Annotated in this window: 11 protein-coding genes; 6 read left to right on the top strand and 5 right to left on the bottom strand. The window is 62.5% G+C overall.

What is annotated here, in order from left to right; genetic code table 11:
• Positions 1-61: 61 nt before the first annotated feature.
• The gene (locus AC1XDK_RS16130) at positions 62-1426 is read left to right on the top strand and encodes an aminotransferase class III-fold pyridoxal phosphate-dependent enzyme (RefSeq protein ID WP_483350958.1); all 1365 of its coding nucleotides are present in this window, start codon (positions 62-64) and stop codon (positions 1424-1426) included.
• Positions 1427-1469: 43 nt separating this feature from the next.
• On the opposite strand, the gene ilvA is transcribed toward AC1XDK_RS16130, so the two are convergent.
• Both ilvA and AC1XDK_RS16120 read right to left on the bottom strand, forming a co-directional pair.
• Positions 1470-2738: a threonine ammonia-lyase gene (gene ilvA / locus AC1XDK_RS16125; RefSeq protein WP_483350957.1), complete on the bottom strand. Its 1269-nt coding sequence runs from the start codon at positions 2736-2738 to the stop codon at positions 1470-1472.
• Positions 2735-4015, bottom strand: coding sequence for an amidohydrolase (locus AC1XDK_RS16120; RefSeq protein ID WP_483350955.1), 1281 nt, complete (start codon positions 4013-4015; stop codon positions 2735-2737). The genes ilvA and AC1XDK_RS16120 overlap by 4 nt, the downstream gene beginning before the upstream one ends.
• A 131-nt stretch (positions 4016-4146) precedes the next feature.
• Here AC1XDK_RS16120 and AC1XDK_RS16115 point away from each other — a divergent pair, with 131 nt between their 5' ends.
• Positions 4147-5118, top strand: coding sequence for a D-2-hydroxyacid dehydrogenase (locus AC1XDK_RS16115; protein WP_483350954.1), 972 nt, complete (start codon positions 4147-4149; stop codon positions 5116-5118).
• A gap of 78 nt (positions 5119-5196) precedes the next feature.
• Here the strand turns inward: AC1XDK_RS16115 and AC1XDK_RS16110 are convergent, their stop codons facing one another.
• Positions 5197-6375 carry a M24 family metallopeptidase gene (locus tag AC1XDK_RS16110; RefSeq protein WP_483350953.1) on the bottom strand — a complete coding sequence of 393 codons (1179 nt, stop codon included), beginning with the start codon at positions 6373-6375 and terminating at the stop codon, positions 5197-5199.
• 174 nt (positions 6376-6549) lie between these two features.
• On the opposite strand from AC1XDK_RS16110, the gene AC1XDK_RS16105 reads away from it, so the two are divergent.
• The 3 genes from AC1XDK_RS16105 (at position 6550) to AC1XDK_RS16095 (ending at position 8476) form a co-directional block, all read left to right on the top strand.
• The gene (locus tag AC1XDK_RS16105) at positions 6550-6813 is read left to right on the top strand and encodes a HalOD1 output domain-containing protein (protein ID WP_483350952.1); all 264 of its coding nucleotides are present in this window, start codon (positions 6550-6552) and stop codon (positions 6811-6813) included.
• Between the two features lie 294 nt (positions 6814-7107).
• The gene (locus tag AC1XDK_RS16100; protein ID WP_483350951.1) at positions 7108-7608 is read left to right on the top strand and encodes a DUF6653 family protein; all 501 of its coding nucleotides are present in this window, start codon (positions 7108-7110) and stop codon (positions 7606-7608) included.
• A gap of 154 nt (positions 7609-7762) precedes the next feature.
• Positions 7763-8476 (top strand): DUF2270 domain-containing protein, encoded by a 714-nt coding sequence (locus tag AC1XDK_RS16095; RefSeq protein WP_483350950.1) that lies wholly within the window; start codon positions 7763-7765, stop codon positions 8474-8476.
• A 107-nt stretch (positions 8477-8583) separates the two neighbouring features.
• On the opposite strand, the gene AC1XDK_RS16090 is transcribed toward AC1XDK_RS16095, so the two are convergent.
• Positions 8584-10959: an amino acid permease gene (locus AC1XDK_RS16090; RefSeq protein ID WP_483350949.1), complete on the bottom strand. Its 2376-nt coding sequence runs from the start codon at positions 10957-10959 to the stop codon at positions 8584-8586.
• A 392-nt stretch (positions 10960-11351) separates the two neighbouring features.
• Between AC1XDK_RS16090 and AC1XDK_RS16085 the strand changes: the two genes are divergently transcribed.
• Positions 11352-11858 (top strand): MOSC domain-containing protein, encoded by a 507-nt coding sequence (locus tag AC1XDK_RS16085; RefSeq protein ID WP_483351066.1) that lies wholly within the window; start codon positions 11352-11354, stop codon positions 11856-11858.
• Positions 11859-11914: 56 nt separating this feature from the next.
• On the opposite strand, the gene AC1XDK_RS16080 is transcribed toward AC1XDK_RS16085, so the two are convergent.
• Positions 11915-12121, bottom strand: coding sequence for a hypothetical protein (locus tag AC1XDK_RS16080; RefSeq protein ID WP_483350948.1), 207 nt, complete (start codon positions 12119-12121; stop codon positions 11915-11917).
• Positions 12122-12132: the final 11 nt, after the last annotated feature.

Raw genomic sequence — 12132 nt, 5'->3', positions numbered from 1 at the left:
CGACGGTCGTCCGTTCCGTAACGACAACAAGTTTTAATAACGGGATATACGAACATTGTGTATGGATAGGGACACGGCGAATCCCGACGTGGTCACGCTGCCCGGTCCGAACGCACAGAAATGGATCGATTTTCATCACGAACACTCCGCACCGAGCGAGTTCTCACACGAATTCGTCTGGGACGTGACGGGCGAGGCGGACGGCCCGTTCGTCACCGACGTCGACGGCAACGTCCTGCTCGATTTTACCTGCCACATCGGCGCGGCACCGCTCGGCTACAACAACGAGAAGATACTCGGCAAACTGCGTGAGTTCTCGCTGGTCGAACCGATGAAAATCGCCGGACAGGACATGTACTTCGGCGCGGGGCCGGACCCGGAGACGGCGGAATTTCCCGCGTCGAGCCACCTCGTCGAGAAACTCGTCGACGTCTCCAGTCAGTACGGCATGGACACCGTCTTCCTCTCGAACTCCGGGGCCGAGGCCATGGAGAACGCGATGAAGATAACCCACGACCACAAGCCCGCCGCCAAGTACGCCTTCACGTTCGACGGGAGCTTTCACGGACGGACGCTCGGAACTCTCTCGCTGACCCGGTCGAACGAGGTGTACACGCGACATTACCCCGAAATCGGTGGTGTCCGTACGGTCCCGTTCTGCGAGGCGACGGGTGACACCGACGACGCCTGTGACTGTGGCTTCTTCACCGAGGACGGCTCACAGCTACGGAACGCGCTCCAACCGGAAGGCGGCCACGTCAACCCCGACGAAGTCGCGTTCGTCACCATCGAACCGGTTCAGGGCGTCGGGGGCTATCGGTTCCCGAACACCGAGTTCATGGCCGAGGTCGGAGACGTGTGTGAGACGTACGACATCCCGCTCGTCGTCGACGAAATCCAGTCCGGTGTGGGCCGCACCGGAAAGATGTGGGCGTCCGACCACTATCCCATCGAACCCGACGTCATCGCCAGCGCGAAGGCGCTTCGAACCGGCGCGACCATCTCGCGGTCCGACCTCTTCCCGTCCGAGAAGAACCGGTTGGGTTCGACGTTCGGCGGCGGCGACCTCCTCGCGTCGATGCAGGGCGCGTTCACGCTCGAAGCCATCGAGGAACACGACCTGCTCGCCAACGCGACGGAGCGCGGACGGCAAGCCAAGGAACTGCTCCGCGACGCCGCGCCGGAACACGTCGACGACGTGCGCGGCAAGGGACTCATGCTTGCCGTGGAGTTCGACTCCGCGAACCGCCGGGACGAGGTCGTTCACGAGGCGCTGAAACGCGGCCTCCTCACCCTCGGATGCGGGAAGAAAACCATCCGCCTCCTTCCGCCGCTCGATTCGACGGCGCGCGAAATCGAGATGGGTGTCGGCATCCTGAACGAAGCAATCGAGGCGGCGGGGACGCCCTCGGCGAAACCGGCCTGAGGAACGCGTAAACGAAACCCGGTGACGACGATTTCGGCCCCCTTCACCCGTCCAACGTACTGTTCTCCACCGCGATTCTCTCCCGGTCGTTCAACGCGTCCAATACCGAAGAGAGATGCTCCCGTCCGCCTCCCGCTACGCCGACCGTCACCGGGGTTCGATTCGGGTCGTCCGCGTCGGTTCGGCGCGCCCGCTCCAATTCCTCCAGTTCCGCGCCATGACGTTCGAGGGTTTCAGTCAGTGCGCCGAGTCCGTTCGGCCAGTCGGCGACGGAGAGACGGGCCTCCGCATATCGCCCGAGTCGCATCAGGCCGGTTCGGGTGCAATCGGCGTGTTCGGAGAGGTTCACGTTACCGCCGGAGACGACGACCGCGACGTGTTCGTCCTCCACGTCCACTGCGCCGGAGAGTAGCGCCGCGAGCGGCGCTGCCCCGGCGGTTTCAGCCACAGTCTTTGCCCGCTCCGCGAGGAGCGTGACGGCGACGCTCATCTCGCGGTCGCTGACGCTCACCACGTCGTCCACCCGTTCGCGGATGACGGCGAACGTCTTGTCGAGCAGTCGGGTGTCGGCGATACCCTCCGCCACGGTGTCCACGCCCGGCAGTTCGTGGATTTCGTCCCGTTCGAGCGACGGTTTGGCGTGGAACGCACCTTCGGGTTGGACGCCAATGACGCGGATATCCGGGTCGTGTGCCTTGAGCACCGTCGCGATACCCGAAATCAACCCGCCGCCGCCGATGGAGACGAGGACGGTGTCTATTTCGGGGTACTGGTCGAGGAGTTCGAGGCCGACGGTTCCCTGCCCCGCGATTATCTCCTCGTCGTTGAACGGATGCACGAACTGTAACCCCTCCTCGTCCGCGAGTTCGAGGGCGTACTCGTAGGAGCGTTCGTAGATGTCTCCCTCGACGACGACGTCCGCACCGTATCCGCGCGTCGCTTCTATCTTTGCGGAGGGGGTCACTTCCGGAACGACGATGGTCGTGTCGATATCGAGCAATCCACCCGCGAACGCGACGCCCTGTGCGTGATTACCCGCGCTCGAAGCGACGACCCCGCGTTCGCGCTCCGCCGAAGATAACCCCGCCATCGTGTTGTACGCGCCGCGACTCTTGAACGACCCCGTCCGCTGCATGTTCTCCAATTTGAGGCCGACGGAGGCCGCCCCGCTTCGCTCCGCGAACGTCGTGGACCGGTCCAACGGGGTCCGGTGAACCACGCCGTCGAGGCGGTCCTGTGCTGCCTTCACGTCGGCGACAGTGACGATATCGTCGGCAGTGGGTGCCTCGTCGTCCGTCCGTTCGGAACTCACGCGTCGGTCCCCGAGACGGAAAGGATTGATTCGACCAGCACGTCCACACCGATTTCGAGGCTCCGTTCGTCCACGTCGAACGTCGGCGTGTGATGGCTCGTCGGATGGTCGGTGCCGACGATGAGGTACGTCGCGAGGCCGCCGTTTTCCTGTACCCGCCGCATCAGGAAGGTCGCGTCCTCGCTCGCACCGAAGTCCGCGGACGGAAGGACAGATTCGACGCCCGCCGTCTCGTGGGCGACGCTCGCCACGACGTCGGCGAGTTCCGGGTCGCTGTCGGCGCGGGGGGATTTGCTCCGCACGTCGATATCCACGTCACAGCCGTGCATCTCGGCGGCGGTTTCGAGCGTCCGGTCCAGTCGCGATTGCATGTACTCCATGAGTTCGGTCGTCTCGCCGCGCGCCTCCGCTTCGACGTGTGCGAAGTCGGCGATGACGTTGCTCGACGTCCCCGCCTCCGCCCAACCGAGGTTGACGCGGGTCATCCCGTCTTCGTGCCGCGGAATCCCGTAGGCGTTCTGGATGGCGGTGCCGAGCGCCTGCATCGCGTTGTCGCCGTCCTGCGGCGCTTTCCCGGCGTGTGCGGAGGTTCCCTCGAACGTCACGTCGACGTGGCACATGGCGAGCGGTCGCTCGATTCCGGCGACGACTTCGCCGGTCGGGTGATCCAAACCGACGTGGACGGCGAAGAGGTAATCGAGGTCGTCGGCGAATCGGCTCTCCGCCATCGGATACCCACCGCCGGACACCTCCTCGGCGGGTTGGAAGAAGACGACGAGCGTTCCGTCGAAGTCGCTCTCCGCGATAGCTTCGAGCGTCGCCAACCCCCACGTCATGTGGGAGTCGTGACCGCAGGCGTGCATCGTCCCGTCCCCTTCCGACCTGAACTCCTCGGCGGCGGGCACGTGGTCGTCGTCCGTCGATTCCTCGATGAAGAGGCCGTCGATATCCACCCGCAGGCCGACCGTCGGTCCCGACCCGCGGTTCAGAACGGCGACGACCCCGGTGTTTCCACCCTCCATGCTGTCGAGAAGTTCGGGGTCGGCACCGCGTTCACGGGCGCGTTCGGACCACTCCCCGATGTCCTCGGCGTCGGGGACGGCCATCCTGTCGTCGCTGTCGTACGCCTCGGTTCCGACGGCGAGTTCGTCGACGCCGATTCCCCGAATCTCCTCGACGAGTCGGTGTGTCGTGTGGAATTCGCGCCACGCCGGTTCCGGATACCGATGGAACTCGCGTCGCACGTCGACGAGTCGGTCACGTATTGACTCTGCCATGTGTGGTACTGACACGCTCCAATCACTTAATTGTAAACGCAATCCGTTGACAGCGACTACACAAAAGGACTAAGTTGGGTCCCCACAATCCTTCGGCCATCTATTCGCGTCACCCGACGCGGTGGTGTACCATGAGTGAAAATCCGGATATCGCCGTCCTCCGCGAGGGGACCGAAGGACTGTCGATGGAATCGTACGCAGAGGCGTTGTGCGAACGCCTCCCCGACCGAACCGTCGTTCACGCCCGAACGCCGAAAGAGGAGCGCGAACTCGTCGCCGACGCGCGGGTCGTTACCGGCATCACCGTGGACGAATCCCTGCTCGCCCGCGCCGACAAACTCGAACTGTTCGCGTGTACCTTCGCGGGCACTGACCACGTCCCCACGGACGCCCTCGCGGAGCGCGGCGTCGCGGTGACGAACGCCGGCGGCATTCACGCACCGGGAATCGCCGAGCAGGCCGTCGGCAACATGCTCGTCTTCGCCCGCCGTCTCCACGAGGGATGGCGACGCAAGCAGCGCTCCGAGTGGCGGCACTTCCAGTCCGGCGAACTCACCGGCAGTACCGTGACGGTCATCGGCCTCGGGTCCATCGGACAGGCCGTCACACAGCGCCTTCAGGGATTCGACGTCGAAACCATCGGCGTCCGGTACACGCCCGAGAAGGGCGGTCCGACGGACGAGGTGGTCGGTTTCGACGAGGACGACATCCACGACGCGCTCTCCCGCAGTCGCTACGTCATCGTCGCCTGCCCGCTCACGGAGGCGACGCGCGGCCTCATCGGAACATCGGAGTTCGCGACGATGCCGACGGACGCCGTCCTCGTCAACACCGCTCGCGGTCCGATCGTCGATACCGACGCGCTCGTCGCCGCGCTCCAGTCGAACAAGATTCGAGGGGCGGCGCTCGACGTGACCGACCCCGAACCCCTCCCGGCCGACCATCCGCTCTGGGACTTGGAGAATTGCCTCATCACGCCGCACACCGGCGGCCACACGCCGCTACACTGGGACAGACTCGCCGACATCGTGGCGGAGAACGTGGAACGCCTCGAATCGGGCGAGACGCTGGACAATCAGGTTCTCGCGCCGTCCTCGGACTGAATTCTTCTCTCCCGGTCGACGGCACTCCCCTCGTTTATTCCGATTCCCGGGTTCAGGCCGGCCTGCGCGATTCTTCGATTACGCCGTGAAGAGACGGCGCGGGAAGTCGGCTAACACTTCGGCACCGTTCGACGTGACGCGGAACGTCTCGCTCAACTCGACGCCGAAGTCGTCGAACCAGAGGCCCGGAATCATGTGGAAGGTCATGTCCTCTTCCAGTCTCGTTTCGTCACCGGGCCGCATGCTGGCGGTGTGTTCGCCCCAGTCCGGCGGATAACCCAGCCCCATCGCGTAGGCGATGCGGTCCTCCTTTTCGAGGTCGTACTGGGCAATCGTGTCCCGCCAGACCTTCTCGACCGATTCGCAGGTGACGCCGGGTTCGACGGCGTCGATTGCGGCTTCCAGTCCCTCCACGACAACGTCGGCCGTCCGCTGAATCGCGTCCGGCGGGTCGCCGACGAACGTCGTGCGGGCGAGCGGCGAGTGATAGCGGTGCCGACAGCCCGAGAGTTCGATGATGACCGGGTCGCCGTCCTCGAACTCCCGGTCGGTCCACGTGAGGTGCGGCGTCCCCGTGTGGTCACCCGAGGGCATCAGCGGGACGATGGACGGGTAGTCGCCGCCGAAGTCGTCGGTACCGCGGATGAGGCCGTCGTAGATAGCGGCCGCCGCCTCGTACTCGGGGACGCCCTCCTCGATGGCGTCGAGTCCGGCCAGCATCGCTGCCTCCGAGATACGGGCCGCCTCGCGCATGTAGTCGAGTTCCTGGTCGCTCTTCTTGATTCTGAGCCAGTTGACGAGGAGCGTGGCGTCCTCGAAACTGGCTTCCGGGAGGTTCTTCTGGAGGCGCGTGTAGGATTTCGCGCTGAAGTAGTAGGCGTCCATCTCCAAGCCGATGTCACCGTCCTCCACGTCGAGGTCCTCCAACACCTCGCTCAGGTAATCCATCGGATGGAGGTCGTACGGCGAGTGGACGTAGTCGTCGCTGTACGCGCGGATGCTCTCCTCGCCGAGCCACGTGGTAGCGCGCGCTCCGTTGGCGTCCATACCGCGGCCCACCCACACCGGTTCGTCGCGTTCCTGCGTGACCACGACGGCCTGATGGACGTAAAACGACCAGCCGTCGTATCCCGCGAGGTAGTTCATGTTCGCGGGGTCGGCCACGACGAGCGCGTCGAGTTCCTCCTCGCGCAGTCGTTCTTTCGTCCGCTCTAAACGCCGCTCGTACTCGCTATCGTCGAAGATTGATCGTGGCATGTTAGCGACACTCACCTGCACAGTCGCGGAATAGCTGTTTAAGTTTTTTGTGTACGTAGAAAACGAAACTTGTGTACCAATCGGGAGTCACGTTGCCGGACTGTCCGAACATTTTGGTACGTGCTACCACGTCCCCCAGTAAAAATAATAGCGCGACATTCCTCAGCGCAGAGCATGCACGACTCGCCTCAATCGAAAGCAGAGCCGTCGATACGTACCGAATCCGAGACCACCGAGTCGCTCACTGCTACAGTGGTGAGAGCGGTGGCCGAGGCGAAGGATGCGGAGCCTGCAACGCCCCTTTACGAAGCTATCAACCCGGATGCGCTTGAGGACCTCTATCGGCGTGGTTCACCAGAAATCCGCTTCGAGTACGTAGGATACTCCGTTACGATTCATTCTGACCGATCCGTCACAGTGTCCGAACTCGGTGCGTAGGACCTCGCTTTCAACCGACGAACCGCCGTCGTGGTATCCGGCGACGTTCGACTGCAGTAACGGAACTGGTTCGTCCTTTCAGTGTTGAATTCGCGGTCACTCCTCTCGATTTCGCGTTTGTTCGTCGTCGGACGCATTTCAGCGCAGTCTGGACAGTTTCACCGGCTATCGAACCCTCACTGGTCGACGGAGAGGCCGTGAAAAAGCCCGATTTCGAAAGTGCGAGGGGATTCGAGCCGATTCGTGAACCGGAGCCGCGATTCTTTATCGACTCGGGAGATACGATACGTACGGATGGCAGAACCCAACTCGAACGAACGCGTGCTCGACTCACCGTCGCGGTACTGGCGTCGCTTCCGGGACACGCTCTGGGAGCGGCACGCAAACCCACGTAGTGGCTGGTCGCGCGTGCTCGTCCTTCCCGTTCTCGTGTGTGGAATTTACTTCCGACGACCGCGCGTCGTCGCGGGGGCAATCGGTTTCACCATCATCAATCCCGTTCTCTTCTCCCCGCCGACGGATGACGACGCGTGGATGACACGGGTCGTACTCGGCGAGCGGATGTACTATCGACATCGGGGACGACGACGACCCATCGAATTTCTCAACTACGCGAACGGATTCGTAACGGCATACGCCGTCCATTCAGCGTACCGGAAACGGCCCCTCAAGACCGTTTTCTTTACTGCGGCGGCGATGGCGATGAAGTTCCTGTTCGTCGGTTATGTGGCCAAATACTATCGGGAGAATCGCGAACGGTATCCGGCGGACGTCCCGGACTTTGTCGATGGCTGACACGGTCCGAGCTCTCGATGGCGAACGACCCTTCGGTCGGCGGCGATTCGATGCCGACCTCGACGAGTTCTATCAGTGGTAACGACGAAAAGAGACGGTCGGCGACGACAGTTCCACCGAGCGATAGTTATCCGCACGCGTCCAACTCACACGTATGGGGGAACGGGAAGACGAGGAGTTCGACCCGGAGCAACGGAGCGCTCGTGACGTGGCAACGAAGGCGGCGGGGGAGAGTTCCGAGTTCCTCTCGCTGATGCCACACTACTACCGCGGCGAAGTCTCGCAGATGTCCACGCGGTTGGACCGCTTGGACCTCACGATAGACTGGGCGATAGCGGTAATCGTGGCGATGCTCGCACTGTCGTTCGAAAGCGTGGACAGTCCGCCCTACTTCCTGCTGATAGGGATGTTCGCGATGGTCATGTTCCTGCTGTTCGACGTTCGACGGTATCGCACCTACGACGCGACGCGTTCGCGGGTGCGGATGATAGAGGAGAACGTCTTCGCGAACGTGTTCGACCCGGAGGGTGCAGTCCATCGCGATTGGCGCGAAAAAATCGGTTCGGACCTTCGCAAACCGACGGTGAAGGTGTCGCTTCGAGAGGCCCTATCTCGCCGACTGAAACGGATATATTTTCCCCTGCTCACGGTTCTCCTCGTGGCGTGGCTCTTCCGCATCACCGTCTTCGTTCCGAACGAGAGCCCGCTCGCGACCGCCGCAGTTCCGGGAATCCCCGGTGGAATCGTCATCGGCGGTGTGATTCTCTTCTATCTGCTGATGGCAATCGTGACGTTTTGGCGGTCGACGCGCGAAGCGAAAGGGGAGTTCCACGGCGAAGAGGCCGGTGAATGGAAAACCGAAGAGTAGACAAGAACGGATATATCGACACGGGGCGCCAAACGTCGAACGATTTCTCAAGTTAGAGGTTTCCAGTACGAAACGAGTCCCCGTGAGGATGTAAACGTTCGATTTTGTCAGTCCGAGCGAACCGGGTTGGCCGAATCCGGTCGCTGATCTCGCCCGAACACCCGTCGAGTGAACCGACCGAGAGGGGTCAACGCTTCACCGAGACGGCCGGCGATGCCGGTCGGTGTCGCGTAGACGACGACCGGAACACCGAGGGCGTCGGCCTTTCGGATGACTTGGTCGGGAGTCGAGCCGAGAATCCATCGTTTGAGCAACCGCGTTCGGGACGCGCCGATGAACAACGGTCCACCGTTCTCGGCGGCGACGTCTACCAATCCGTCGGCGACGCTTTCGGCCGTGACCTCGTGGCGCTCGATGGCGATGTCCGAGGGAAGCGAATCGAGGGTTTCCTGCATCTCCTCCGTCGTCCCGTTGTTGCTGGTCGGAGTGACGTTGATGACGTGAACCGTCGCGCCCGCCTTACCGAGCGTCCCGACGAGCGAGAGCATGGATTCGTGGTGCGGGCCGCCACCCGCGCCGACGTTGATTGCGTCGAGTTCCTCCGAATCTCCCGTCTCGAAGTTCTGGGCGAACAGCACGTCGCAGGGAGCGTTGTATTCGACTGCCTCCGCGATTTCGTAGTGTTCTTCGGGGTACCCCATCAGGATGAGGTCTATCCCTGTATCGCGAGCGGTTTCGTTGATGTCGAACCCGACGTCACGTGAGATGTGCCCTCCTACGGTATACTCGGCGCCGACGTCCACGGTGTCGAGACGCTCCATGAGTCGGTCGGCGCGTTTTTCGGCGGTATCCTGTACCATCTCGTACGGCGTCTGGTCGGGAATGTGTGTGACGTTGAGGACGTGAATGACGGGATTCTCGGCGCGGGCGTTCGCCAACGTCGCCGCCAACTTCACGTACTCGGGGGCGCGGTTGATGCGCGCCATCGGAACCAGAACGCGGTAGCGGTCTTCCGTCTCCCCTTCTGGCGCCTCCACGCCGGTATCCGGTTCCGATAGCGTCTCCGCTCCGGATTGGCTTTCCCCGGTCGTGCCGAGCGGTTGTGCCTGCTGTTCAACGGCGTGTCTGACTAATTCGTCCACGTTGGGCGCGCCGCCCCACACGAGGTACCCACTGATGAACAGTAGTTCGACGGCGACGCCGACGACGATTCCCGTCGGCGGCAACTTGGCGATGAGCGCGAGGTTGGCGACAATTCCCAACACGGGCAACCACGGCGAGAACGGAACCCTGATGGGTCGTTCGAGGTCGGGGAACCGACGCCGGGAGGCGATGAGCGCGACGTTGACGACCGCCAACGGCGCGAGCAGGTTCAGGTTCGCGAACCCGGTCAACGCGTTGAGACCGAGGTGAATCGGAGCGAACCCACCTTCGGCGGGAAACAGCGCGATGAAGCCCACGATGAGAACCGAAATGACCCCCGTCGTCGTGATGACGCTCCAGAACGGCGTGGCGTACGTCGGATGAATACGGCCGAACCGTCGGGGTGCTTGCCCCTGTTTTCCCATCAGGGAACCGATGCCCGACGCCGCTAAAATGGAGGCATTCGACGCCGACACCATGCTGAAGATGGCTCCGGCGACGATGAGCCACTTTCCGAACGAACCCAGGAACGCCGCGGCGACCTTCCCCATGGCGGTTTCGCCCTGCTTCGCGACGACTTCCGGCGGAATCGGGGAGTTGACCATCGCGACGATGACGAAGATGTAGAGGACCGTCACCGTGAGGATGCTCGCGGCGATGGCCTTGGGAACCGTCTTCCGCGGTTCGATTATCTCACCCGCGCTGGCGGCGATGGCGGAGAACCCGAAGAACGTGATGAACGCCACCGCGGCGACCGAGACGATGCCACCGACGTCGCTCTGAAAACTGGTCGCGAACTTTCCGACTGCTTGCGACGGTCCGGCAAATCCGAAGGCGCCAGCGATGAACACAACCAAGACGGCCACCTTCGCGCTGGTTACGAGTACCTGAAACGTACCGCTCTCCTCGGTCCCCTTCGAATTGAGGTAGCCGAGGAGAATCGCGGTGAGAACGGCGATACCGCCGTGCGGAATCGGGACACCGTGGGGAATGATGAACTGGTGGAACCATTCGCCCATGGTGGCGAGGTAGAACGCCGTGGTCGCACAGTAGCCGAGGAACAGCGACGACCCGATAGCGAACAGCAATCGGTCCTCCTCGAACGTGCGCGAGGAAAAGAGATATCCGCCGCCGTTTTCGCTGTAGATGGAGGCGAACTCCGAGTAGGTGTAAGCCGTGATGCTCGCGATGACCGCCGCGATGATGAACGAAATGATCGCACTGCTCCCTACCGCCGCCACCGCCGTTCCGGAGAGCGAGAAGATACCGGCGGCGATCATCGTTCCGAGGCCGAGCGCGAACGCTACCTTGAATCCGAGTGTACGGGTGTGTTCGACCATTTCTATAGGGAGATGACGCTACCCGGGTCGGAGTCGACCGGAGTCGATGGGCGTTCGGTGTCGGAATTCGATTCAGTCGTGCAATCGAGAGAGAGAGAAGTCGCAACGATGTGGATGGTTCGCCGAAATCGACATCGCCCTGCGAGCAGTGGTGTCTCATAGTAGTACCTTCTAACCGGATGTGGTAGTTGAGCATTATACTCGGTGTGGTTGCACATTCAAGCCGTAGTTTGGGCGACCGATTTTCGACCGCTCGATTGCCCCACGAACGAACTCGTGAGGTCCCGCGAGACTGTACGGATTACCCATGAAACAAGTCGTTTCGTATGCAATTCATCGAAGCGGTCAGAGCGATGTGAGTCGTTATCTACGTTCGAGGCGAAATGGATAGCATGGCCCACGTCACTGATCTCTTCATCACGGAAGCCGGGTCCGAACCGATGCAGTCGGTCTCGGCGGTCCACGCAGTCACCGACAGAGGACTTCGAGACGACCGATACTTCAACGGAACGGGCTACTACTCGCCGTTCGACGTCTGTCAGGTCACGCTGATAGCCCGGGAAGCCATCGAGGAGATAAATCGGGAGTTCGGCCTCGACCTGACGGCCGGCGAGCACCGGCGCAACATCGTCACCGAAGGCGTCGACGTGCACGATTTACTGGACCATCGGTTCAGGGTCGGTGACGCGCTGTTGGAGGGGACGAGACCGCGCCCGCCCTGTGCGCACGTCGAACAGCTCAACGAACAAGACGGCGTCGCGCGAGCGCTCAAAAACGGCCGCGGCGGAATCTGTGCGGACGTGGTCGAATCCGGACGGATAGGCGTCGGCGATTCGATTACCGATATCGAGTCGCTCGACAAGACCGCCGGCATCATCGAGCGACTGCGGTCGAAGTAGTCGACGTCTCCGCCGCGCTACGTCGTCGGACCAGCGACGGAATCGGGCGTCGCCACTTACTGTCGGGAATCCGTAGTGGAGTCAGTATGACCGACGGCCCGTTCGAGCCGAACATTCCGTCGACGTAGTGCGAGAGGCGGAACCGTTCCCCGAAGCGGCGAAGCCGAAATGGTCAACCTCGGTTGGACCTCGGTGAGGAGTCGCTCCAGTCGGCGGATACCGGTGAAGACGGACAGGGAGCCGAACGTTGATGGTCGCGGCATACGAGCCGAGA

It is taken from the genome of Haladaptatus sp. HS23 (genome assembly GCF_056892285.1).
The sequence above is the reverse complement of the archived record's forward strand: the minus strand, read 5'-3'. Positions and strand labels throughout refer to the sequence as shown.